Here is a 22,226-nt window from a genome sequence, read left to right on the forward strand (position 1 = left end):
CGACACGTTTCGATCGCTCGCACCGGTTCTTGTCCTCGCCGAAACGTTTCCCCCACGGCGGCGGCCGCCCGGTTGTGAGAACCGGACGGCCGCCTTCTGCTCGGGGGTGCGATCAGGCCTTCGAGAAGGTCCAGGTGCCGGTGTCGGGGCCGCCCTGCGGCGGGCCGAGCTTGAGGGTGGTGCCGCCGGAGCAGTCGTAGCTGCTCTTCTTCAGGACGGGCTGGGCGTCCACCGCGCCGCCGGTGTCGGCGGTGCCGGTGCCGGCGAAGTCGGCGATGGAGGTCTTGTCGGCGACGCGGACCGCCGCGGGGCTGGTCAGGTCCACGGTGACGGTGAGGGTGCTGAAGTCGACGGTGCCGGTCGGCTCCCAGGTGCCGGTGGCGGCGGCCGGCGTCTTGACGGTGCCGTTGACCTTGCCGCCGTAGCCGAAGCTGCCCTTCACGTCGCCGCCGGCGACGGTGAACGCGAACGTGACCGGCTGCATCGAGCCGAAGTCGACCTGGGCCTTGCCGGCCGAGTCGATCGTCAGCAGGGTGCCGCCGCCACCGGCGAAGGTGCCGGTGACCGGTCCGCTGAGCTTGCCGTCGAGCCCGGTGGCCTTCCAGGTGCCGACCAGGCACGGCGCCGCGGCACCGGTCCCGGGCGTGCCGGCCGGGGCACCGGACGAGGCACCGGACGAGGTCGCCGCCGAGGCGCCGGCCGAGGTCTTGCCGCTGCTACCGGCGCTGGGGGTGCCGGCGCCGTCACTGCACCCGGCGAGCCCCATGCCGAGCGCCGTCATGGCCACGATGGTGACCTTGGCGGTCGAGCGCATCTGGTTCCTCCTCATATCGGGGTCCGTTACTGTCTACCCCTGCGAGCAGATCGCCGAACCCTATCTCGGGCGGATGTGACCTACCGTTCACCTGCCCGAAGAGATCGACCGCCGTCGACGCCATGCGGTAACTTCCCGCTCACCGGTCGTGTGAGGCGCTCTTAGCAGGCGCGAAACATTCGGGACCCTGGAGCGAAACCGCCCGGCGGCAGCCTTTTGGCCATGTCCGAAGCGGTCGCCATCGCAAGCTCGCCACCCGGCGTCTCGCCGGAGTCCGGCGGTAACAGCGCCGAAACCAAGTCGCCATGCCCGCGTAACGGCGGTGTCCGGTGAAGGTCGTGGTCGTCGGCCACGGCATGGTCGGGCACCGGTTCGTGGAGGCGCTGCGCGCCCGCGACACCGCGGACTCCTGGGAGATCACCGTCCTCGCCGAGGAGGACCGGTCCGCGTACGACCGGGTGCGGCTGTCGGCGTTCTTCGACGGCGCGTCCGCGGCGGACCTCACGTACGACGTGCCGGACGGCGTCGACCTGCACCTCGGCGAGCCGGCCCTGACGATCGACCGGGCCGCGCGCAAGGTCACCACCGCCCGCGGCACGTACTCCTACGACGCGCTGGTGCTCGCGACGGGCTCGTCGGCGTTCGTCCCGCCGATCACCGGCGTCGACCAGGCCGGCGTGTTCGTCTACCGGACCCTGGACGATCTGGAGGCGATCCGGGCGCACGCGGAGGGCCGGGAGGTCGGCGCGGTCATCGGCGGCGGCCTGCTCGGCCTGGAGGCGGCGAACGCGCTGCGCCTGCTCGGCCTCCGCACGCACGTGATCGAGTTCGCGCCACGGCTGATGCCGGTGCAGGTGGACGAGGCCGGCGGCGCGGTCCTGCGCAAGTACGTCGAGGACCTCGGCGTCCGGGTGCATCTGGGCGCGGCGACCACCGCCATCCGCCCGACGAAGGCCATCAACGGCACCCTCGCGCTGACGCTGTCCGACGGCGCGCACATCCCGGCGGACATCGTCGTGGTGGCCGCCGGGATCCGGCCGCGCGACGAGCTGGCCCGCGCGATGGGCCTCGCCACGGGGGCGCGCGGCGGGGTGGTCGTCGACGCCGGCTGCCGGACCGACGACCCGGCCGTGTACGCGATCGGCGAGTGCGCGGAGATCGACGGCCGCTGCTACGGGCTGGTCGCGCCCGGCTACGCGATGGCGGAGACCGTCGCGGACCGGCTCCTCGGCGGCGACGCGTCGTTCCCGGGCGCGGACACGTCGACGAAGCTGAAACTGCTCGGCGTCGACGTGGCCAGCTTCGGTGACGCGCTGCGCACCGACCTCCTCGACGTCGTCTACCTCGACCCTTCCCGCGGCACGTACGCGAAGCTGGTCCTCTCCGACGACGCGCAGACCCTGCTCGGCGGCATCCTCGTCGGCGACGCCGGCTCCTACCCGACGCTGCGGGCCAGCGTCGGCGGGCCGCTGCCGGCATCGCCGCTCGCGCTGCTGGCCGGGGACGCGCCCCGCGCCGCGCTGTCCGAGGACGCCCAGATCTGCTCCTGCAACGCGGTCACGAAGGGCCGGGTCACCGCGGCGATCCACGAGCAGGGCTGCACCGACGTGGCCGCGCTGAAGGCGTGCACCCGCGCCGGCACCAGCTGCGGCTCGTGCGTGCCGCTGCTCAAACAGCTCCTGGCCGAGGGCGGGGTGACCGCGAGCAAGGCGCTGTGCGAGCACTTCACCCAGTCGCGCGCCGAGCTCTTCGACATCATCCGGGTCCGGGACATCCGCACGTTCTCGCAGCTCGTCGCCGAGCACGGCACCGGGCGCGGCTGCGACATCTGCAAGCCGACGGTCGCCTCGATCCTCGCGTCGCTGCACAACGACTACGTCCTGGACGGCGAGCAGGCGACGCTGCAGGACACCAACGACCACTTCCTCGCCAACATCCAGCGCAACGGCACCTATTCGGTGATCCCGCGCATCCCCGGCGGGGAGATCACGCCCGACAAGCTGATCGTCATCGGTGAGGTCGCCCGCGATTTCAACCTGTACACGAAGATCACCGGCGGGCAGCGCATCGACCTGCTCGGCGCCCGCGTGGAGCAGCTGCCGGCGATCTGGCACCGGCTCGTCGAGGCGGGCTTCGAGTCCGGGCACGCCTATGGCAAGGCCCTGCGGACCGTGAAGTCCTGCGTCGGTTCGACCTGGTGCCGGTACGGCGTGCAGGACTCCGTCGGACTCGCCGTCGAGCTGGAGCTGCGGTACCGCGGGCTGCGCGCGCCGCACAAGCTCAAGTCCGCCGTGTCCGGCTGCGCCCGCGAGTGCGCCGAGGCGAAGGGCAAGGACTTCGGCATCATCGCCACCGACAACGGCTGGAACCTCTACGTCGGCGGCAACGGCGGCTTCCGGCCCAGGCACGCCGACCTGCTCGCCGCGGACCTCACCACCGGGGAGCTGATCACGCTCGTCGACCGGTTCCTGATGTTCTACATCCGCACCGCGGACCGGCTGCAGCGCACCTCGGCGTGGATCGAGGCCATGGAGGGCGGCCTGGACTACCTGCGGGCCGTCGTCGTCGAGGACTCCCTCGGCATCGCCGCCGAGCTCGACGCCATGATGGCCCACCACGTCGGCTCCTACGTCGACGAGTGGCAGGCCACGATCAACGACCCGGAGCGCCTCGCCCGGTTCGTGTCGTTCGTCAACGCCCCGGACACCCCGGACCCGACGATCTCGTTCGCTTCCGAACGCGGTCAGCCCGTTCCTGTCGTCCTTGGAGTGCGCTCATGAAGTGGACCGTGGTCTGCCCGTACCCCCGACTCGAACCGGAACGCGGGGTCGCCGCCCTGGTCGACGGGGCGCAGGTGGCGCTGTTCCGGGTGCACGACGGCGACGTGCACGCCATCGGCAACCTCGACCCGATCTCCGGCGCGGCGGTGCTGTCCCGCGGCATCGTGGGCAGCCGCGGCGAGGTGCCGACGGTCGCCTCGCCGATGCACAAGCAGGTGTTCGACCTGCGCAGCGGCGAGTGCCTGGACCAGCCGGGCGTCCGCGTGCCGGTCTACCCGGTCCGCATCCGCGACGGCGTCGTCGAAGTGGCTGTCACGTGAGCGGCCTGGAGCGCAGCGGAGGGCCGCTCACCATTGGCTCAGGCCGGCGTCGGAGCGCAGCGGAGGCGACGGCGTGAGGGCCTCGGAGCGCAGCGGAGAGGTCTCTCACCATGGGCGCAGTGTTGGCTCAGGCCGGCGTCGGAGCGCAGCGGAGGCGACGGCATGAGCGCGAGCAGCACTCTGGAGGCCAGGCCGATGTCCGGTGAGGACCTTCCGTTGGCGGGGTTCACGGTCGCGGTGACCGCCGACCGGCGCCGCGACGAGCTCAGCGCGCTGCTGGAGCGCCGCGGCGCCCGGGTCGTGCTCGCGCCGGCGCTGCGGATCGTGCCCGTCGCCGACGACACCGAGCTGAAGGCCGCGACCGTCTCGTGCGTCGAGGTCCCACCGGAGATCGTGATCGCGACGACCGGCATCGGCCTGCGTGGCTGGATCGAGGCGGCGGAGGGCTGGGGGCTCGGCGAGTCGCTGCGGTCGAGGCTCGCCGACGCGTACCTGATCGCCCGCGGCCCGAAGGCGAAGGGCGCGGTCCGCGCCGCCGGCATGATCGAGGCCTGGTCCCCGGACACGGAGAGCTGCGACGAGGTCCTCGACTTCCTCCTCGGCGGCGGCTACCCGGGCGGGATCGCCGGCCGGCGGATCGCGCTGCAGCTGCACGGCGAGCCGCACCCGGAGTTCACGAGCGCGTTGCGCGACGCCGGGGCGATCGTCGTGGAGGTCCCCGTGTACCGGTGGGCGCCGCCCGTCGATCCCGCGCCCCTGCGGCGGCTGGTCGACCTGATCTGCTCGCGGCTCGTCGACTCGGTGACGTTCACGTCCGCGCCGGCGGTCAGCTCGCTGCTCCGGGTCGCCGGCGCCGAGGCACCCGACGTCCTGGAGGCGCTGCGGACCGACGTCCTCGCCGCGTGCGTGGGCCCGGTGACGGCCGCGCCGCTCAAGCGCCTCGGCGTGCCCGTCGCGGCGCCGCAGCGGGCCCGGCTCGGCGCCCTGGTGCGCATCCTCGTCGACGAGCTGCCGAAGCGCGCCCCCACACTGCATGTCGCGGGCGCCGCGGTCACGCTGCGCGGGCACGCCGCGATCATCGACGGCACGCTCAAGCCACTGGCCCCCGGCCCGATGGCGGTGCTGCGGGCGCTCGCAGCGTCGCCCGGACGGGTCCTGTCCCGGGCGGCGCTGCTGCGCGAACTTCCCCGCGGCGCCGACGAGCACGCGGTCGAGATGGCCGTCGCACGGCTACGGGCCGCACTCGGCGGGCCCGCCTTCGTGCAGACCGTGGTCAAGCGCGGCTATCGGCTGCGAGTGGACTGACCAAGGCTCGCGTTGGCACACGGGGTGGGGCGGCCGGTCACTGCAGGTAGTGCTCGACCTCGTCGACCCCGTGCGCCTCGACCTGGTCGGGGGCGACGCCCTGCAGCTTCGCGGCCCGGCGGCGACGCAGCAGGTCCCAGAGCTGGTCGAGCTGCTCCTCGATGGTGCGGAGCCGCTCGTGCTCCTCGTCCTCGGTGATCTTGCCGGCCTGCAGCTGGGTCCTCAGCTTGTGCTCGTCGTCCACAAGCGCCGAGATCTGGTGGATCAACGTCTTCTCGTCCATGCCGCAATCATGCCCGCTTCTCCGGTGACCGCCGCGGTACTCCTGATCGCCCACGCCGCTGCCGTGGTGACCGCCGCGGCACTACTCATCGTCCACACCACGGTCACGCCGCCGACCTGGTGACCGCCGAAGTACTACCGCAGGGTGAGCGACGACCAGCCGAACTGGTCGATCGGCCCGGTGCCGGCCCCGATCCGCCACTCCGAGGCGTCGCTGATCGCCCGGCCGACGAAGCCCTTCGACCAGGTGACCGCCTCGACCGGGTCGTCGCCGAACGCGAGCCGCGCCGCGACCGCCGTCGCGAACGTCGCGCCGCTGCCGTCGGTGTTGCGGCTCGTCACCCGCGGGCTGTGCAGGAGCCGGGCGGATCCGTCTGCCCAGACCACGTCGATCGCGTCGTCGCCGACCATGAAGTCACCCCCGGTGATCACCACGTACCGCGGGCCGCCCGCTGACAGCTGCGCCGCCGCCTTCGCCATGTCCGCGGGCGTGACGACCTGCCACCCGACGAACAGCGACGCCTCCTCCCGGTTGGGGGTGGCGACCAGCGCGTGCGGCAGCAGCCGCTCCAGCGCCGCCGCCAGGCCCTTGCGGGACCCGCCGCCGGTGGTCTCCAGGACCGGGTCGACGACGAGGTTCGGCAGCGCCCCCGACCTGGCCCGGGCGGCGACCGCGATCGCCGTGTCCGGGTTGGGGAACACGCCGGTCTTCACGGCGGTGACTGGCAGGTCCTCCAGGACGCTGCCGAGCTGCCCCGACACGACGGTCGCCGGCTGCGGGTACACGTCGGTGGTGCCGCGCGTGTTCCGCGACACCACCGCTGTCACGACCGACGCACCGTGCATCCGCATCGCGGCGAGGGTGCGCAGGTCGGCCTGTATTCCGGAACCACCGGACGAGTCGGACGCGCCGACGGTGAGCACAACAGCAGGATCCACCCGCCCATGTGAGCACCCGGTGACGCACGGCCACGGACACGGCGTCCGTCAACCGCGCCCTTCCCACACCGGCTCCGGCACCTCGACGACCTCACCGTCCGCGCGGAACAGCACGAAACGGTCGAACGACCGGCTGAACCAGCGGTCGTGCGTCACCGCGATCACGGTCCCGTCGAAGCTGCGCAGCCCCTCCTCCAGGGCCTCGGCGCTGGCCAGGTCGAGGTTGTCGGTCGGCTCGTCGAGCAGCAGCAGCGTCGCCCCGGACAGCTCCAGCAGCAGCACCAGGAACCTGGCCTGCTGCCCGCCGGACAACGTCCCGAAGCGCTGGTCCGCCTGCGCCGCCAGCTCGTACCGCGACAGCGCCGGCATCGCCTGTGGCCTCGGCAGCCCGGTGCGCCAGTCGTCGCCCCGCCACAGGATCTCGACCAGGGTCTTGTCGAGCAGCTCGGGCCGGTCGTGGGTCTGCGAGAAGTGCCCGGGCCGCACCCGCGCGCCGAGCCGGACCTGCCCGCCGTGCGCGACGGGCGCGATCCCGCGGTTCTCGTCGCGCCCCGTGGAGCCCGCCGCACCGACCGGGTCAACCTGGACGCCGATCGGGGTCTGCGCCGGGTCCGGGTCGGTGCCGCCGCGGGCCAGCAGCCGCAGGAAGTGCGACTTGCCCGTGCCGTTGCCACCCAGGACCGCGACCCGGTCGCCGTACCAGATCTCCAGGTCGAAGGGGTAGGTGAGCCCTTCCAGCTCCAGCTGCTCGCACATGACGGCGCGTTTGCCGGTACGACCACCGGACAGCCGCATCCGGATGTCCTGGTCCTTCGGCGGCGTGGGCGGAGGGCCCGCCTCCTCGAACTTCTTCAGCCGGGTCTGCGCCGCCTGATAGCGCGACGCGAGCCCGTCGTTGAAGGCGGCCTTCGTCTTGTACATGAAGACGAGGTCCTTGAGCTTCTGATGCTCCTCGTCCCAGCGGCGGCGCAGCTCGTCGAGGCGCTCGTGGCGGGCGACCCGCGCCTCGTGCCAGGACGCGAACCCACCGGGGTGCACCCACGCCGAGCCGCCCTCGACCGCCACGACCCGGTCCGCGGACCTGGCGAGAAGCTCACGGTCGTGCGACACGTAGAGCACCGACTTCGACGACTCCCGCAGGCGGTCCTCCAGCCAGCGCTTCCCCGGTACGTCCAGGAAGTTGTCGGGCTCGTCGAGCAGCAGGACCTCGTCGTCGCCGCGCAGCAGCAGCTCCAGCGCGAAGCGTTTCTGCTGCCCGCCGGACAGGGTGCGCACCGGCCGGTCGCGGGTCTCGTCCCAGGGCTTGTTCAGCGCGGCGACGCTCACCGTGTCGAAGAGGACCTCGGCGTCGTACCCGCCGGCCTCACCCCATGCGGCGAGGGCGTTCGCGTACCGCAGCTGCGTCTTCTCCGTGCCCTCGGCGTGCATCGCGACCTCGGCGGCGTGCAGCCGCTCGCCCGCCGCGCGCAACCCGGTCGGCGCGAGCTGCAGCGCCAGGTCGTACAGGGTGCGGTCGTCGCCGATCATGCCGATGAACTGGCGCATCACGCCGAGCCCGCCGGAGCGCGCGATCACGCCGCTGCGCACCGGCAGGTCGCCGGCCACCATCTTCAGCAGCGTCGTCTTGCCCGCGCCGTTCGGCCCGACGAGCGCGACCTTGGCGCCCTCACCCACCCGGAACGACACCTCGGCGAAGAGTTCCCGACCATCCGCGAGGGTGTGCCCGACCCCTGCCACGTCCACGTATCCCACGAATCAGGAATTCTGCGCGTCGTTCGGCCCCGCGTCGCCCGCTTTTCGGACCTTGAAGATCCGGAAGCCCTTGTGGTTGGCGTACCGCTCGGCGCTGAACCCCTGCTCTTCGATCCACCGCTGGAGCGAGTCGGCGCCGAGGTTCTTGGCCACGACCAGCCACGCCGTGCCGTCCGGGGTGAGCCGCGGCAGCCAGCGCAGCAGCAGCGCGTGCAGCTCCGGCTTGCCGATGCGGATCGGCGGGTTGGACCAGATCTGCGCGAACCCGACAGTCTCCGGCACGTCGTCGGGCAGCGCGGTGATCACGTTCGGACCGGTGTTCTCCTCGGCGAGCTCCAGTGCCCGCTGATTCACGTCGACCGCATAGATCGTCGCGTCCGGAGCTCTCCGGGAGAGGACCGTCGCGATGGGCCCGTACCCGCAACCGAGGTCCAGGAGGTCGCCGGTCGTCGCCCCGTCCGGCAGCGGCGCACGCTGCAGCAGCACCGAAGTGCCGGGGTCCAGCCTGCTGGCCGAGAACACGCCGCCCGCCGCGACCAGGCGGAACTCCTGGTCATCGACGGTGAACACGACGTCGTGCCGCACCGTCGCCACTGCGGGCTCGGCGGTGAAGTAGTGCTCGCCGGACACGATGCCCCTTCCTTGACCGTTGCCGCAACACATTGTCCCCAAGCAGGTGAACGGCCCTGCTCGCGGCCCACTCGTTCGGATTGTGCGAAACATCGCCGACAAGCCACCACCCAGGACGGTCGGCTACCCTGTGCGACATGACTTCTGGCAACGAGCAGCGCCGCAAGCGGCGCTCCGACTCGTTCCGCCGGGACGAGGCGGACGAGGCCGACAACTGGTTGGCCGGGCTCCGCGGCAGCGGACCGGACCCGTTCAGCGCTCCGCCGCCGCCCGCGTATGACGAGCCGGCCTTCGACGACCTCCGCGGCGGTCGGGGCGGCCGTTCGCGTCCTGACGACTCGCCGAGCGGGGTGTTCCGGGGTCCCCGGGACGACTCGCCCAGCGGGGTGTTCCGCGGACCGCGCGACGACTCCCCCAACGGGACGTTCCGCGGACCGCGCGACGACTCCCCCAGCGGGACGTCCCGGGCGCCGCAGGAATCCCCGAGCGGCTCGTTCCGGGTGCCGCCGCCGCCGGGCGACGGGCAGGGTGGTCGCCGCCGGCCGCCGGGCGAGGACTCGCCGAGCGGGGTCTTCCGGGGCCCTCGGGACGACTCGCCCAGCGGGGCGTTCCGCGGACCGCGCGACGACTCCCCCAGTGGGTCCTTCCGGGCGCCTCGGGAGTCGCCGAGCGGCTCGTTCAGAGCTCCGCAGGAGTCCCCCAGCGGTTCCTTCAGGGCCCCCCAGGAATCCCCGAGCGGTTCCTTCAGGACGCCGCAGGACTCCCCGAGCGGCCCCTTCAGGACGCCCCAGGAGCCGCCGAGCGGTTCCTTCAGGACGCCGCAGGAGCCGCCGAGCGGGACGTTCCGGCCGTTGCGCGAGGGTGACGCCGGTGGCGCGTTCCGCCCTGTCCACGACGAGCCGCCCGCGGGTCCCCGGGCCGGTCGGGGTGACTCGCCGAGCGGGGTGTTCGGCCGTCCGGGCCCGCCGCCGCCGGCACGTGCCGCGATCGAGCCGCCACCGCCCGTCGAGACCACCGAGTCGCGCGGCGGGCGGCGCAGGGCGCGCACCGACGACGAGCCGACCGGTAGTGGCCGGCGCGCCACGGAAGGTCGCCCTTCGGAGTCGTACGGTCACGGACCCGCCCTCGAGCCCATCATCAAACCCCTCGCGGACTACACGCCGCCCCGGGCCACGACCGAGCCGCCGCCGCTCGTGCCGATCTTCCCGACGATGCGCCCCGACAGCAGCCCGACCAGCGGCGGCACGACCGGCCGCCGGGCCCGCCGCGCGGCGGAGGAGGAGGCCGAGAGCACGTCGACGGGCGCCCGCAGCCGGTTCGACGAGCCGGCCGGCGCTGCCCCACGGGACGACACCGGCACGGGACGTCGATCCCGAGGCGGTGGCGCCGACACCGCACCGGGCCGGCGGTCCCGCGCCGCCGAGGACCCGGCCGCGTTACGGCGCGACGACACCGGCACGTCCCGGCGGGGTCGCGGCGGCTTCGAGCCGGGCGGTCCTGAGACGGGCGTGGGACGGCAGCGCTCCGGCCCAGGGGTTGCCGGTGGTCCCGCCACGGGCTCCGGCTTCGGTCCTTCCGCCGGGTCGGGCTTCGACGCCCCGGCCGGCTCCGGTCCTGCCGGCGGGCGGGACTCCTCCGGCGGGCGGGACGCTTTCGGCGGTCCAGGCTCATCCGGCGGTCCAGGCTCATCCGGCGGTCCAGGCTCATCCGGCGGTCCGGGTTCGGGACGTCGCGGCGGCTTCTACACCGGCGCGCCCGACGACACCTCCAACCTCCGTCGCGACGACCCCACCGGCCCACGCCGCGACGACACTTCCGGCCTGCGCCGCGACGACCTGGCCGGGCCGCGGCGGGACGACCCCGGCGCGCTGCGCCGTGGCGAGCTCGCCGGACGCCGGGACGAGCTCGCCGGGCGCCGGCGCGACGAGACCTCCGGGCTCCGCCGTGACGACACCACCGGACCGCGGCGGGACGAGACCGGCGCGCTTCGACGGGACGACCTGGCCGGGCCTCGGCGGGACGACACCGGGACCGGGCGGCGGGGGCGGGGCTTCGACGACGGACCGGCCCGGCGCGACGACACCGGGACGGCGCGGCGGCGCGGGTTCGAGCCCACCGGTCCCGGCTTCGACCGGGCCGGTGCGGGCTACGAGCCGGCGAGCGCCGCGTTCGAGGCGAGCGGCACCGCCACCCGGCGGCGACCCCCGGCGGACGAGGCACCGCATCAGCGGCGCCCGCTCGACGACGGGTTGCCGTTCGACGAGCCGTCGACCACCAGCGGCCGCCGTGGGCGGGGGCGGGGCGGCGACGAGTACACCACCGGCGGGACCCAGCGGTCGCTGCAGAAGCCACCGGGCAAGTCGCAGGGCAGCCGGCCGCCGGGACGCCCCGACAACCGGCGCCCCGACTCCCGCACCGCCGGCTCCGACGCGGGCCGGGTCGAGCACCGCCCGCACCGCTGGATCGCCGCGCTCAGCGTCATCGGCGTGATCGTCCTGCTCGCCGCATGCGGCCTGGGCTCCTGGTTCATCTTCAAGGACGAGAAGAACGGGCCCGAGTCGGCCCGCTCCAGCACCCCTGCCGGCCCGAAGAAGCGCGACATCAGCAGCCGCCAGGTGGACCCCAACCCGCTCACCGAGGCCGAGGTCTTCCCGCAGAACAGCATCGTCGCGGCCCCGGACGAGCCGCCGTACCTGATCCTCAAGACGCAGGCGTCGCCCGACTGCAAGACCGCGGCCACCGACGATCTGGCCACGCTGCTGGCCGGCGCCGGCTGCTCCGAGGTCGTGCGGGCGACGATGAAGAACCCCAGCGAGGAATACCTGATCACCGCCGGGATCTTCAACCTCGACACCGAGAAGGCCGCCGCGACCGCGTTCGACGGCGTCAAGCCCATCGTCGACGGACAGAAGGGCCGCTTCGCCGGGATGAGCGTCGGCGCGGGCACCGGCACCGACGCGATCGTCCGCGCACCCACCCAGCTCGGCTGGAACTACCGCGGCCACTTCATCGCGTTCGTCGTGATCGCCAGGGTCGACGGGAAGGACTTCGCGCCCGACGACCCATACCCGAACCAGATCACGTACGACATCGTCGAGACCTACCTGGAGAACGGCATCATCGGCGACCGCGCGATCATCCAGCCGGACGCCACCCCTGCCGCGTCCCTGCCCGGCTCAGCACCTGCCAGCTAGGGCGAAGGCAGGCAGGACGGCGCAGCCGGGACGGGCAGGACCGCGCGGGTCGGCATCGCGGGTCGGCATCGCGGGTCGGCATCGCGGCGGACTTCGGGACCGGGTTTCGGGCGGAAGGCGTCGACCAGCCGCAGATCAGTCGGCGTCGCGGCGGCGGCGGGTCAGTTCGGAGCGGCGGCGCAACTCTGCCGGGTCGTCCGGGTACCTGACCTCGACGAGCGCGAGCCCGTACGCCGGCGCGACCGTCACCTCGTCCGCGCGCACCTTGCGGCTGAGCAGCCCGGCGGGCCACGACGGCTCGCGGCGGCCGTCGCCGACGAAGAGCTGCGCGCCCACCAGGCTGCGGACCATCTGCTGGCAGAAGGCGTCGGCCTGGACGGTCGCGACCAGGATGCCGTCGGGGTCGCGGCGCCAGTCGAGGCGGTTCACGTCCCGGATCGTGGTGGCGTGTTCCTTGCGGCGGCAGAAGGCGGCGTAGTCGTGCTCCCCGACGAGGCCCGCGGCGGCGGCGTTCAGCGCGTCGAGGTCGAGCGGACGGGGCCAGGCCACCGTGTCGTGACGGCGCAGTGGTGCGGCGCCCGCCACGGCGTCGGTGACGCGGTACTCGTACCGGCGGGACAACGCGGAGAAGCGGGCGTCGAACTCCGGCGGCACCTCGGCGGCCGCGTTGACCCGCACGTCGGGCGGGAGCAGGCCGGCCAGCTTGCGCAGCAGCGCCGGCGCGAGGGCCTCCCAGCGGTCGGCGGGGACGTCGACGTGGCAGACCTGCCCGGTGGCGTGGACGCCGGCGTCGGTGCGGCCCGCGACGGTCAGACCCTCGACGGTGCCGAACAGGCGCAGCAGGACCGTGGTCAGCTCCCCGGCGACGGTGCGGCGGGCCGGCTGGACCGCCCAGCCGGAGAAGCCGGTCCCGTCGTACGCCACGTCGAGGCGGACACGGATCAACACACCCTCCAGAAAGAAGCCGGCCCGGCACCCCGTCGCGGGGTGCCGGGCCGTCGATTGCAGGCCGACCTCAAGCCGATGGTCAGGCCTTCTTCTGCTCGTCCTCGTCCGCGGCGGCCTCGTCGGCCGACTCCGACGCGGCCTCGTCCGAGGCGGACGCCGACGCGGCGGCGGGGGCCTCGTCAGCGTCGTCGCCGGCGAGGACCGCGATCGAGTCGGCCTTGGCGGCCTTGCGAGCGGCTGCCTTGCGCGGCGCCGGCGCGGCGGCGACCTCGAGCTCCTCGACCAGCTCGATGATCGCCATCGGAGCGGCGTCACCCTTGCGCGGGCCGGTCTTCACGATGCGGGTGTAACCACCCGGGCGGGTGGCGAACCGCGGCGCGATCTGGTCGAACAGCTGGAACACCACGTCCTTGTCGCGCACCACGGCGAGCGCTTGACGGCGCGCGTGCAGATCGCCGCGCTTGGCCTTGGTGATGAGCTGCTCGGCGAGCGGGCGCAGCCGCTTGGCCTTCGTCTCGGTGGTCTGGATGCGACCGTGCTTGAACAGCGACGTGGCGAGGTTCGCCAGCATCAGCTTTTCATGCGCGGGGCTGCCGCCGAGGCGGGGACCCTTGGTGGGCGTGGGCATTGGGGCTCCTCAAATCGGACAGCAGCCGGTTAGAGCTGCTCGGTCTCGCGGTAGTCGTCGGTGTCGTCGTAGGAAACATCGGCGAACGAGTCCACGACGTGTGCCGGGTCGAACGTCGGGGCGGAGTCCTTGAGACCCAGACCCATCCCGGCGAGCTTCATCTTGACCTCGTCGATCGACTTCTGACCGAAATTCCTTATATCGAGGAGGTCTGCTTCCGTGCGGCTGATCAGCTCCCCGACGGAGTTGATGCCCTCGCGCTTGAGGCAGTTGTACGAGCGGACGGTGAGGTCGAGCTCCTCGATCGGCAGCGCCAGGTCGGCAGCGAGCTGCGCGTCCTGCGGCGACGGGCCGATGTCGATGCCTTCGGCGTCCGCGTCGAGCTCACGGGCCAGGCCGAAGAGTTCGACGAGGGTCGAGCCGGCCGAGGCCAGCGCGGTGCGGGGGGTCAGCGACGCCTTGGTCTCGACGTCGATGATGAGCCGGTCGAAGTCGGTGCGCTGCTCGACACGGGTGGCTTCGACGCGGTAAGTGACCTTCAGAACCGGCGAGTAGATCGAGTCGATCGGAATCCGCCCGATCTCCTGGCCCTGCTGCTTGTTCTGGTTGGCGGTCACGTAGCCGCGCCCGCGCTCGACGGTCAGCTCCATGTCGAGGCGGCCCTTGCCGTTGAGCGTGGCCAGCTTCAGGTCGGGGTTGTGCACGGAGACGCCGGCCGGGGGCTGGATGTCGCCCGCCGTGACGTCACCGGGGCCCTGCTTGCGCAGGTACATCGAGACCGGCTCGTCGTGCTCGGAGCTGACGCACAGCTCCTTGACGTTCATGACGAGCTCGACCACGTCCTCCTTGACACCGGGGATGGTGGTGAACTCGTGCAGGACACCGTCGATCTTGATGCTGGTCACCGCCGCGCCCGGGATCGAGCTGAGCAGGGTGCGACGCAGCGAGTTGCCGAGGGTGTAGCCGAAGCCGGGCTCGAGCGGCTCGATGGTGAACTTGGACCGGGTCTCGCTGATGGACTCTTCGGCGAGGCTCGGACGCTGGGAGATGAGCACTTTGCGGTTCCTCCAGTTCGTTGCGCGCCCACTATTTGACGCGCTCCGAGAAGCGCACACCGTTCGGTGCGCCCAAGAAGACGGGGCGCGAACGCCCCGCCTCCGTAAAGCCGTGCTACTTGCTGTAGAGCTCGACGATCAGCTGCTCCTGGACCTGGGTGTCGATGACCTGCCGCGCGGGCAGGCTGTGCACCAGGACCTTGAGCTCGCTGGGGATGAACTCCAGCCACGCCGGGACGGTCTTGCTGCCCGCGAGGCCCTGAGCGATCTGGAACGGGGTCAGCTCCCGCGACTTCGGCCGCACCTGCACGATGTCGTGCTCACGCAGCCGGTACGACGCGATGTCGACCTTCTTGCCGTTGACCTGGATGTGACCGTGGTTCACCAGCTGGCGAGCCGCGTCACGCGAGGTGGCGAGGCCGGCGCGGTAGACCACGTTGTCGAGACGCGACTCAAGGATCTTGAGCAGCTCCTCACCGGTCTTGCCCGGCTTGGACACGGCCTCGTCGAAGTAGCCGGCGAACTGACGCTCGAGGACGCCGTAGATGCGGCGGGCCTTCTGCTTCTCGCGCAGCTGCAGCAGGTACTCGGTCTCCTTCGGCCGACCGCGGCCGTGCTGGCCGGGCGGGAAGGGACGCGACTCGAACGGGCATTTCGGCCCGTCGCACTTGCTGCCCTTGAGGAACAGCTTCATCTTCTCGCGCCGGCAGCGACGGCAGTCGGCACCTGTGTAACGAGCCATCTTCTATCTCTTCCCTTAGACCCGGCGGCGCTTCGGCGGACGGCAACCGTTGTGCGGCTGCGGCGTGACGTCAGAGATCTGCCCGACCTCGAGGCCGACGGCCTGCAGGGAGCGGATCGCGGTCTCACGGCCGGAGCCGGGACCCTTGACGAACACGTCGACCTTGCGCATGCCGTGCTCCATCGCGCGGCGAGCGGCGGCCTCGGCGGCCAGCTGCGCGGCGAACGGCGTCGACTTGCGCGAGCCCTTGAAGCCCACCTGGCCGGCCGAGGCCCACGAGATGACAGCACCGGTCGGGTCGGTGATCGACACGATGGTGTTGTTGAAGGTGCTCTTGATGTGCGCCTGCCCGTGGGCGACGTTCTTGCGTTCCTTGCGCCGGACCTTCTTGACAGCGGTCCCTCCGGCGCGAGCCTTCGGCGGCATTCTCTATGCGCTCCTAGATTGGTTTCTCTACCCGACCGACTACTACTACTTCTTGCCCGGCTTCTTCTTGCCGGCGACCGTGCGCTTCGGACCCTTGCGGGTGCGGGCGTTGGTCCGGGTGCGCTGACCGCGCACGGGCAGGCCCTTGCGGTGCCGGATGCCCTGGTAGCAGCCGATCTCAACCTTGCGGCGGATGTCCGCCTGGACCTCGCGGCGCAGGTCCCCTTCGACCTTGAAATTGGCCTCGATGTAGTCGCGCAGCTGCACGATCTCTTCATCGGTCAGGTCACGAGCGCGCTTGTTGCCATCGATCCCGGTGGCGGACAGCAGCTCGGTGGATCGGGTGCGACCGATCCCGAAGATGTAGGTGAGTGCGATCTCGGTGCGCTTCTCGCGCGGGAGATCGACACCAACGAGACGTGCCATAGGTGGGCGTGCTCCTTGCGTGTGCGGAGGTCTGAGCCCGCTCCACTCCCGTCTGCCCACAGACGGGCCCCGGCCTCCGACCGGGGGTGCAGCCCACGCGCTCCGCACGCATCACGCGCGGTGGCCCGGGGCTGGAACGGGCTAAAACTGGTGGTGCTGGTGGATCTGCCGCCTGGGCTCAGCCCTGGCGCTGCTTGTGGCGCGGGTCAGTGCTGCAGATGACCATGACCCGGCCGTGCCGCCGGATGATCCGGCAGTTGTTGCAGATCCGCTTGACGCTCGGCTTGACCTTCACGGTGTGCCTAACTCTCGCTGCGCACCCCTACATGGGAGCGACAGTCCCGACCGTTTCCTGGGAACCGACACCGATTTACTTGTAGCGGTAGACGATGCGCCCGCGAGTCAGGTCATAAGGCGACAGCTCGACGACCACTCGGTCCTCGGGCAGGATGCGGATGTAGTGCTGCCGCATCTTCCCGCTGATGTGCGCCAAGACCTTGTGGCCATTGGCGAGCTCCACCCGGAACATAGCGTTCGGGAGTGGCTCGATCACTCGGCCCTCGATCTCGATGGCCCCGTCTTTCTTCGGCATGTCCTCCGCTACCTGACGATCGGGTTGGGTGTGACGCATGCATCCTTTTCACGGACCCCACGGGGGGTCCGCGCCAGCCGCGGCTCAGGCCTGCCACTAGAAGCGCGTGGGGGCATGCCTGAGTGGACGCTTTGCGCCAATGGACAAGTCTACGCGCGGTGAGCGCGATGCAGCAAATCGGGGTCTCAACGCTCGCGGCGCTGCCGCCTGCGCTCGCGCTTGAGCTCCCGGGCGGCGTCCGGGCCGCCGGCCAGATAGGTGCTGACCGAGGTCGCGAGGAGCACCGCGCCGAGCGGACCGGCGACCCACATCGGCCAGAAATAGACGGCCTCGTTGTTGGAGATGCTGACCAGCGCCCAGATCACCACGTTGACGGTGACCGCGATCAGCCAGCCGCTCCAGATGCCGAGCAGCCAGTGCGGCTGCCGGCCGAACTGGCCCTTCGCACCGACCGGCGCCGGGCTCGTCGGGCCGGCCGCATAGCCGCTCGCCGGGGCCACCGCGGAGGCGTCGACCGGGCGGAAGCCGGGCAGGTCGCTGAGGATCACGTCGAGGTCGCCGTAGGTCCTGGCGGCGTAGGTCTCCTTGAGCCGGTCGTCATACTCACCGAGCGACAACCGTCCCTCGTCGACCGCGGCCTTGAGCCGCTCGGCCACGAACTGCCGGTCGACGTCGGCTGCGCGCAGGTTCTCCCGCCGGTCCACCGCCATGCCATCCTCCCCGAGTCGCGTTCCCCGACAGAAGCATCCCATCCGCGCATGCCGCTCTTCCACCCTCGGCCGCCATGGTACGACTGCCGCCCGCCCTCACCCCCGAGGTGGCCCCGGCCGTCCCGGACTGACCCCCGCCGGCCGACGGAGCCTCCTCGAACGATCTGACGGGCTCGCCGCGGGTGTTCGCGGCCGGGACGGTCGCGTGCCTGCCACGACCGCGAGGTCGTGTCCGGGCGACTACCGGCGGCGGGAGAGGGAAGGCCGTCCACGGCCTGACCGGCGGCTGACGGGAGCAACGGAGGTCGAGCACGACGGACCGGAGCCCGCATGGATGAGCTACGCGCTGACCTGCTGACGAGCGGTGACCAGCTCACCGAGCCGGGACCGGCCGCCGTCGGGAGCGGTGAGGACCCAGACGCCGTCGTCGCAGATCGCCATCGTGTGCTCGACGTGGGCCGCGACGGAGCCGTCGACCGTGACCACGGTCCAGCCGTCGTCGAGCTCGGCGACCTTCGGCTTGCCCTTCGTGATCATCGGCTCGATCGCGAGGGCCATGCCGGGGCGCAGTGCGGGGCCCTTGCCGGGGCGGCCGGAGTTCTCGACGAAGGGGTCCTGGTGCATGGCGCTGCCGATGCCGTGGCCGCCGTAGCCGTCGACGATGCCGTAGCGGCCGGCCTTGCGGACGGCGGACTGGATCGCGAAGGAGATGTCGGTGAGGCGGCCCTTGCCGGAGCGGACGCCGCGGGCGGCGGCGGCGATCCCGGCCCACATGGCGTCCTCGGCCACCGTGACGAGGCGGCGCAGGTCGTTGCTGATGTCGCCGACGCCCACGGTGATCGCGGCGTCGCCGTGCCAGCCGTCGAGCTCGGCGCCGCAGTCGATCGAGATGAGGTCGCCGGCCCGCAGGACCTGCCGGGAGCTGGGGATGGCGTGCACGACCTGGTCGTTGACCGAGGAACAGATCGAGGCCGGGAAGCCGTGGTAGCCCTTGAACGACGGGATGGCGCCGGCGGCCCGGATGGTCTCCTCGGCGATCGCGTCCAGGTCGGCGGTGGTCACGCCGGGTGCGACCGCGGCCCGCATGCGGGCCAGGGCGTCGGCCACGACCAGACCGGCGCGGCGCATGTGGCCGATCTGCTCGGGCGTCTTGAGCTCGATCTCGACTTGGTGCGCCACAGGTCAGCCGCCGTAGGAGCGCAGTGCGTCGATCGCGCGGACCGTGATGTCCTCGACCGGTCCGGTGGCGTCGATGCCCACCAGCTTGCCCTGCGCGCCGTAGTAGTCGACGAGGGGGGACGTGTCGCGGGCGTAGACCTTCAGGCGCTCGGCGATCGTCTCGGCCTTGTCGTCGTCGCGCTGGAAGAGCTCGCCGCCGCAGCGGTCGCAGACGCCCTCGTGGGTGGGGGCGTCGAACTCCACGTGCCAGATCTTGCCGCAGCCGCGGCAGGTCCGGCGGCCCGAGAGCCGCCGGATGACCTCTTCGTTCTCCACGACGAGCTCCAGGACGATGTCCAGTCCGGTGCCGAGGTCGGCGAGGAGCTTGTCGAGGGCGTTGGCCTGCGGGACGGTGCGCGGGAAGCCGTCGAGGAGGAAGCCGTCAGCGGCGTCGCTCTCGGCCAGCCGGTCGGACACCATGTTGATGGTGACCTCGTCGGGGACCAGCTGGCCTGCGTCCATGTAGCGCTTCGCCTCGACGCCGAGCGGGGTGCCCTGCCCGACGTTGGCCCGGAAGATGTCGCCGGTGGAGATTTTGGGCACGGCGAGGTGCGCGGCGATGAACTCGGCCTGGGTCCCCTTGCCCGCCCCGGGGGGACCTACCAGCACCAGCCTCACTACCGGAGGAACCCTTCGTAGTTGCGCTGCATGAGCTGGCTCTCGATCTGCTTCACCGTCTCGAGGCCCACACCAACAATAATCAGTACTGCGGTGCCGCCGAACGGGAAGTTCTGCAGAGCCTGTCCGCCACCGACGATCCCGATGAGCAGGTTGGGCAGGATCGAGATGATGCCCAGGTAGAGCGCGCCGGGAAGGGTGATGCGGCTGAGGATGAAGTCGAGATACTCGGCGGTCGGCTTGCCGGGGCGGATGCCGGGGACGAAGCCGCCGTACTTGCGCATGTTGTCCGCGACCTCAGTGGGGTTGAACGTGATCGACACGTAGAAGTACGTGAAGAAGATGATCAACATGAAGTAGAGGATGATGTGCGCCGGCTTGTCCTGGGCGACGATGTTCCGGTTGATCCAGAGGATCGTGCGGTTGGTCGTGTCCTGACCGGCGAACGAGGTCGCCAACTGCGGCAGGTAGAGCAGCGAGGAGGCGAAGATGACCGGGATGACGCCGGCCTGGTTGACCTTCAGCGGGATGTAGGTCGAGGTCCCGCCGTACATGCGGCGGCCGATCATGCGCTTCGCATACTGCACCGGGATGCGCCGCTGGGCCTGCTCCAGGAAGACCACGAAGGCGATGACGACGACCGCGAGACCGACGACCACGAAGAACGTGGTCTTGTCGTCCTGCCAGATCGTGATGCCCTCGTTGGGGAGGCGGGCGGCGATCGAGGTGAAGATGAGGACCGACATGCCGTTGCCGACGCCGCGGTCCGTGACGAGCTCGCCGAACCACATGACCATGCCCGTGCCGGCGGTCATCGTGATGACCAGCGCGGTGAGGGTGAGCCACAGCGGGATCTTGCCGGTGTCGGGGATGACCGGGAACTGGCTCTGGTCGCAGGCGCCACCGAAGAGCTGGCCGGACCGGGCCAGGGCGACGAACGCCGAGGCCTGCAGGACGCCGAGCCCGAGGGTGAGGTAGCGCGTGTACTGCGTGATCTTCGCCTGGCCGGACTGACCCTCCTTGCGGAGCTGCTCCAGGCGCGGGATCACGACCGTCAGCAGCTGCAGGATGATGCTCGCGGTGATGTAGGGCATGATGCCCAGCGCGAAGACTGAAAGTTGCAGCAGCGCGCCGCCGGAGAACAGGTTCAGCAGAGTGAAGACCTGGTTGTCGGCGCCGCTCTCGACGATGTCGAGGCACTTCTGCACATTGCCGAACGACACACCGGGGCTGGGGAGCGTGGCACCCACCCGATAGAGGCCGATCATCAGCAATGTGAACAGAATTTTGTTGCGCAGGTCAGGCGTGCGAAACGCGCTGGCAAAGGCGGAGAGCAACGTTCTTCCTCCTGCGCAAGGCGGCCGGGCGGCCGACGAGGTGGGGTCTGGGTGGTGCTGGTGTTACTGCTGAGCGGGTGACGAGCGTGTTACCGCAACGGACTCTAACAGCATGCCCGCAGCACATCACGCCCTGGCGATCCCTCAGCTTTTCAGTTGGTACTGAGGCGCCGCGTGGCGCCCACCCGATGTGCTCCGGTGGACGCCACGGTAGCGCGTTGTTCACTCAGCTGCGGAGCCGCCGAGGAGAGTGGCGGTGCCACCCGCCGCTTCGAGCTTCTCGCGGGCCGACGCGCTGAACTTGTGCGCGCTGACCTGCAGCTTCACGCCGCCGAGCTCCCCGTCACCGAGGACCTTGACGAGCTCGCCCTTGCGGACGGCACCGGCGTCGACGAGCTCGTCGACCCCGATCGTGCCGCCCTTGGGGAACAGCTCCGCGAGGCGGGCCAGGTTCACGACCTGGAACTCGATGCGGTTGCGGTTCTTGAAGCCCTTGAGCTTCGGCAGGCGCATGTGGAGGGGCATCTGCCCACCCTCGAACGCCGGCGAGATGTTCTTGCGGGCCTTGGAGCCCTTGGTGCCACGACCGGCGGTCTTGCCCTTGGAGCCCTCACCGCGACCGACACGGGTCTTCGCGGTCTTGGCGCCCGGGGCGGGCCGCAGGTGGTGCAGTTTGATCGTCATCGGATTACTCCACCTCTTCCACGGTGACCAGGTGCGTCACGGTGTGGATCATGCCGCGGATCTCCGGACGGTCTTCCTTGACGACGACGTCACGGATCCGCTTCAGCCCGAGCGAACGCAGCGTGTCGCGCTGGTTCTGCTTGGTGCCGATCTCGGACCGGATCTGGGTGACCTTCAGGCGCGCCATGTCATGCACCGACCCCGGCCCGCTGGGCCAGCATGGCCGCCGGAGCGACGTCCTCGACCGGCAGGCCACGGCGAGCCGCGACGGCCTCCGGCGACTCGAGCTTCTTCAGCGCCGCCACCGTCGCGTGGACGATGTTGATGGCGTTGGAGGAGCCGAGGCTCTTGGAGAGCACGTCGTGGATGCCGGCGCACTCCAGGACGGCACGCACCGGGCCACCGGCGATGACGCCGGTACCGGCGGAGGCCGGCTTGAGCAGCACGACGCCTGCGGCGTCCTCGCCGATCACCGGGTGCGGGATCGAGGCCGCGATCCGCGGCACCTTGAAGAAGTGCTTCTTGGCCTCCTCGACACCCTTGGCGATGGCCGCGGGCACCTCCTTGGCCTTTCCGTAACCGACGCCGACAGTGCCGTCGCCGTCACCGACGATGACGAGGGCGGTGAAGCTGAAGCGCCGACCACCCTTGACGACCTTGGCGACACGGTTGATCGCGACGACCCGCTCGAGGTGAGGGGTCTTCTCGGCGGGCGCGTTGCCGCGGCCGCCACCTTCGCGACGATTCTCGCGACGGCCGCCACCTTCGGTGTTCCCACCGGACCCGCCGCCCCTGCGCTGAGGACCAGGCATGAACGTTCCCTTTC

At 71.3% G+C, this 22,226-nt stretch carries 24 protein-coding genes; 4 read left to right on the forward strand and 20 right to left on the reverse strand.

Translation table 11 applies throughout. The features are described from left to right. Positions 1 to 112 precede the first annotated feature (112 nt). Positions 113 to 814, reverse strand: a complete 702-nt coding sequence (locus ABZS58_RS02075; protein ID WP_354776600.1) for a hypothetical protein — start codon at positions 812 to 814, stop codon at positions 113 to 115. Positions 815 to 1,143: 329 nt separating this feature from the next. Between ABZS58_RS02075 and nirB the strand changes: the two genes are divergently transcribed. The 3 genes from nirB to ABZS58_RS02090 all read left to right on the forward strand — a co-directional run bounded on the left by nirB (position 1,144) and on the right by ABZS58_RS02090 (position 5,219). After that, positions 1,144 to 3,594 (forward strand): nitrite reductase large subunit NirB, encoded by a 2,451-nt coding sequence (gene nirB / locus ABZS58_RS02080; protein ID WP_354776602.1) that lies wholly within the window; start codon positions 1,144 to 1,146, stop codon positions 3,592 to 3,594. Then, positions 3,591 to 3,914 carry a nitrite reductase small subunit NirD gene (gene nirD / locus ABZS58_RS02085; protein ID WP_354776604.1) on the forward strand — a complete coding sequence of 108 codons (324 nt, stop codon included), beginning with the start codon at positions 3,591 to 3,593 and terminating at the stop codon, positions 3,912 to 3,914. The genes nirB and nirD overlap by 4 nt, the downstream gene beginning before the upstream one ends. Positions 3,915 to 4,109: 195 nt before the next feature. Beyond that, a complete protein-coding gene (locus ABZS58_RS02090) occupies positions 4,110 to 5,219 on the forward strand; it encodes a uroporphyrinogen-III synthase (protein ID WP_354776815.1) in 1,110 nt (369 codons plus the stop codon). 37 nt (positions 5,220 to 5,256) lie between these two features. Here ABZS58_RS02090 and ABZS58_RS02095 read toward each other — a convergent pair whose 3' ends face one another. The 4 genes from ABZS58_RS02095 to ABZS58_RS02110 form a co-directional block, all read right to left on the reverse strand. Continuing rightward, positions 5,257 to 5,502: a DUF2630 family protein gene (locus tag ABZS58_RS02095; RefSeq protein WP_354776606.1), complete on the reverse strand. Its 246-nt coding sequence runs from the start codon at positions 5,500 to 5,502 to the stop codon at positions 5,257 to 5,259. Positions 5,503 to 5,636: 134 nt separating this feature from the next. After that, positions 5,637 to 6,440, reverse strand: coding sequence for a bifunctional hydroxymethylpyrimidine kinase/phosphomethylpyrimidine kinase (thiD, locus tag ABZS58_RS02100; RefSeq protein ID WP_354776608.1), 804 nt, complete (start codon positions 6,438 to 6,440; stop codon positions 5,637 to 5,639). Between the two features lie 48 nt (positions 6,441 to 6,488). Further along, positions 6,489 to 8,192 carry an ATP-binding cassette domain-containing protein gene (locus tag ABZS58_RS02105; RefSeq protein ID WP_354776610.1) on the reverse strand — a complete coding sequence of 568 codons (1,704 nt, stop codon included), beginning with the start codon at positions 8,190 to 8,192 and terminating at the stop codon, positions 6,489 to 6,491. A 3-nt stretch (positions 8,193 to 8,195) separates the two neighbouring features. Next, on the reverse strand, positions 8,196 to 8,822 hold the full coding sequence (locus ABZS58_RS02110) for a methyltransferase (protein WP_354776612.1): 627 nt from the start codon (positions 8,820 to 8,822) through the stop codon (positions 8,196 to 8,198). 137 nt (positions 8,823 to 8,959) lie between these two features. Here ABZS58_RS02110 and ABZS58_RS02115 point away from each other — a divergent pair, with 137 nt between their 5' ends. Continuing rightward, positions 8,960 to 12,016, forward strand: a complete 3,057-nt coding sequence (locus ABZS58_RS02115; RefSeq protein ID WP_354776614.1) for a hypothetical protein — start codon at positions 8,960 to 8,962, stop codon at positions 12,014 to 12,016. Between the two features lie 135 nt (positions 12,017 to 12,151). Here ABZS58_RS02115 and truA read toward each other — a convergent pair whose 3' ends face one another. From truA to rpsE, 15 genes are all read right to left on the reverse strand, one after another. Beyond that, positions 12,152 to 12,958: a tRNA pseudouridine(38-40) synthase TruA gene (gene truA / locus ABZS58_RS02120; RefSeq protein WP_354776817.1), complete on the reverse strand. Its 807-nt coding sequence runs from the start codon at positions 12,956 to 12,958 to the stop codon at positions 12,152 to 12,154. An 85-nt stretch (positions 12,959 to 13,043) separates the two neighbouring features. Next, a complete protein-coding gene (gene rplQ / locus ABZS58_RS02125) occupies positions 13,044 to 13,592 on the reverse strand; it encodes a 50S ribosomal protein L17 (RefSeq protein WP_354776616.1) in 549 nt (182 codons plus the stop codon). 29 nt (positions 13,593 to 13,621) lie between these two features. After that, the gene (locus ABZS58_RS02130; protein WP_354776618.1) at positions 13,622 to 14,647 is read right to left on the reverse strand and encodes a DNA-directed RNA polymerase subunit alpha; all 1,026 of its coding nucleotides are present in this window, start codon (positions 14,645 to 14,647) and stop codon (positions 13,622 to 13,624) included. Positions 14,648 to 14,762: 115 nt separating this feature from the next. Beyond that, a complete protein-coding gene (gene rpsD / locus ABZS58_RS02135) occupies positions 14,763 to 15,389 on the reverse strand; it encodes a 30S ribosomal protein S4 (protein WP_354776620.1) in 627 nt (208 codons plus the stop codon). 15 nt (positions 15,390 to 15,404) lie between these two features. After that, entirely contained in the window at positions 15,405 to 15,815 is a 411-nt protein-coding gene (rpsK, locus tag ABZS58_RS02140; RefSeq protein WP_203845099.1) for a 30S ribosomal protein S11, read from the reverse strand. A 45-nt stretch (positions 15,816 to 15,860) separates the two neighbouring features. Next, positions 15,861 to 16,241: a 30S ribosomal protein S13 gene (gene rpsM / locus ABZS58_RS02145; protein ID WP_354776622.1), complete on the reverse strand. Its 381-nt coding sequence runs from the start codon at positions 16,239 to 16,241 to the stop codon at positions 15,861 to 15,863. 178 nt (positions 16,242 to 16,419) lie between these two features. Continuing rightward, positions 16,420 to 16,536, reverse strand: a complete 117-nt coding sequence (gene rpmJ / locus ABZS58_RS02150) for a 50S ribosomal protein L36 (RefSeq protein WP_014687778.1) — start codon at positions 16,534 to 16,536, stop codon at positions 16,420 to 16,422. Positions 16,537 to 16,611: 75 nt separating this feature from the next. Next, positions 16,612 to 16,833, reverse strand: coding sequence for a translation initiation factor IF-1 (gene infA, locus ABZS58_RS02155; RefSeq protein ID WP_007073013.1), 222 nt, complete (start codon positions 16,831 to 16,833; stop codon positions 16,612 to 16,614). 185 nt (positions 16,834 to 17,018) lie between these two features. Beyond that, entirely contained in the window at positions 17,019 to 17,543 is a 525-nt protein-coding gene (locus ABZS58_RS02160; protein ID WP_354776624.1) for a DUF1707 domain-containing protein, read from the reverse strand. Between the two features lie 339 nt (positions 17,544 to 17,882). Further along, a complete protein-coding gene (map, locus tag ABZS58_RS02165) occupies positions 17,883 to 18,722 on the reverse strand; it encodes a type I methionyl aminopeptidase (protein ID WP_354776626.1) in 840 nt (279 codons plus the stop codon). A 3-nt stretch (positions 18,723 to 18,725) separates the two neighbouring features. Beyond that, positions 18,726 to 19,379 carry an adenylate kinase gene (locus tag ABZS58_RS02170; protein ID WP_354776628.1) on the reverse strand — a complete coding sequence of 218 codons (654 nt, stop codon included), beginning with the start codon at positions 19,377 to 19,379 and terminating at the stop codon, positions 18,726 to 18,728. After that, complete coding sequence (gene secY / locus ABZS58_RS02175) at positions 19,379 to 20,716, reverse strand: preprotein translocase subunit SecY (protein ID WP_354776630.1); 1,338 nt, start codon at positions 20,714 to 20,716, stop codon at positions 19,379 to 19,381. The genes ABZS58_RS02170 and secY overlap by 1 nt, the downstream gene beginning before the upstream one ends. A gap of 222 nt (positions 20,717 to 20,938) precedes the next feature. Then, positions 20,939 to 21,400, reverse strand: a complete 462-nt coding sequence (gene rplO / locus ABZS58_RS02180) for a 50S ribosomal protein L15 (RefSeq protein ID WP_354776632.1) — start codon at positions 21,398 to 21,400, stop codon at positions 20,939 to 20,941. A gap of 4 nt (positions 21,401 to 21,404) precedes the next feature. Beyond that, on the reverse strand, positions 21,405 to 21,587 hold the full coding sequence (gene rpmD / locus ABZS58_RS02185; protein WP_033357651.1) for a 50S ribosomal protein L30: 183 nt from the start codon (positions 21,585 to 21,587) through the stop codon (positions 21,405 to 21,407). Position 21,588: 1 nt separating this feature from the next. Then, positions 21,589 to 22,212, reverse strand: a complete 624-nt coding sequence (gene rpsE / locus ABZS58_RS02190) for a 30S ribosomal protein S5 (RefSeq protein ID WP_354776635.1) — start codon at positions 22,210 to 22,212, stop codon at positions 21,589 to 21,591. Positions 22,213 to 22,226 lie beyond the last annotated feature (14 nt).

Origin of the sequence: Dactylosporangium sp. NPDC005555 (assembly GCF_040605635.1) — a bacterium.
Lineage (GTDB): Bacteria > Actinomycetota > Actinomycetes > Mycobacteriales > Micromonosporaceae > Dactylosporangium.

Excerpts from the sequence above, each read along its gene's own strand:
- rplQ (WP_354776616.1), bottom strand. The coding sequence starts at position 13,592 with ATGCCCACGCCCACCAAGGGTCCCCGCCTCGGCGGCAGCCCCGCGCAT.
- rpsE (WP_354776635.1), bottom strand. The coding sequence starts at position 22,212 with ATGCCTGGTCCTCAGCGCAGGGGCGGCGGGTCCGGTGGGAACACCGAA.
- rpsD (WP_354776620.1), bottom strand. The coding sequence starts at position 15,389 with ATGGCTCGTTACACAGGTGCCGACTGCCGTCGCTGCCGGCGCGAGAAG.
- infA (WP_007073013.1), bottom strand. The coding sequence starts at position 16,833 with ATGCCGAAGAAAGACGGGGCCATCGAGATCGAGGGCCGAGTGATCGAG.
- rpsM (WP_354776622.1), bottom strand. The coding sequence starts at position 16,241 with ATGGCACGTCTCGTTGGTGTCGATCTCCCGCGCGAGAAGCGCACCGAG.
- rpsK (WP_203845099.1), bottom strand. The coding sequence starts at position 15,815 with ATGCCGCCGAAGGCTCGCGCCGGAGGGACCGCTGTCAAGAAGGTCCGG.
- rpmD (WP_033357651.1), bottom strand. The coding sequence starts at position 21,587 with ATGGCGCGCCTGAAGGTCACCCAGATCCGGTCCGAGATCGGCACCAAG.
- rplO (WP_354776632.1), bottom strand. The coding sequence starts at position 21,400 with ATGACGATCAAACTGCACCACCTGCGGCCCGCCCCGGGCGCCAAGACC.
- ABZS58_RS02115 (WP_354776614.1), top strand. The coding sequence starts at position 8,960 with ATGACTTCTGGCAACGAGCAGCGCCGCAAGCGGCGCTCCGACTCGTTC.
- ABZS58_RS02075 (WP_354776600.1), bottom strand. The coding sequence starts at position 814 with ATGCGCTCGACCGCCAAGGTCACCATCGTGGCCATGACGGCGCTCGGC.
- ABZS58_RS02095 (WP_354776606.1), bottom strand. The coding sequence starts at position 5,502 with ATGGACGAGAAGACGTTGATCCACCAGATCTCGGCGCTTGTGGACGAC.
- ABZS58_RS02090 (WP_354776815.1), top strand. The coding sequence starts at position 4,110 with ATGTCCGGTGAGGACCTTCCGTTGGCGGGGTTCACGGTCGCGGTGACC.
- ABZS58_RS02160 (WP_354776624.1), bottom strand. The coding sequence starts at position 17,543 with ATGGCGGTGGACCGGCGGGAGAACCTGCGCGCAGCCGACGTCGACCGG.
- nirD (WP_354776604.1), top strand. The coding sequence starts at position 3,591 with ATGAAGTGGACCGTGGTCTGCCCGTACCCCCGACTCGAACCGGAACGC.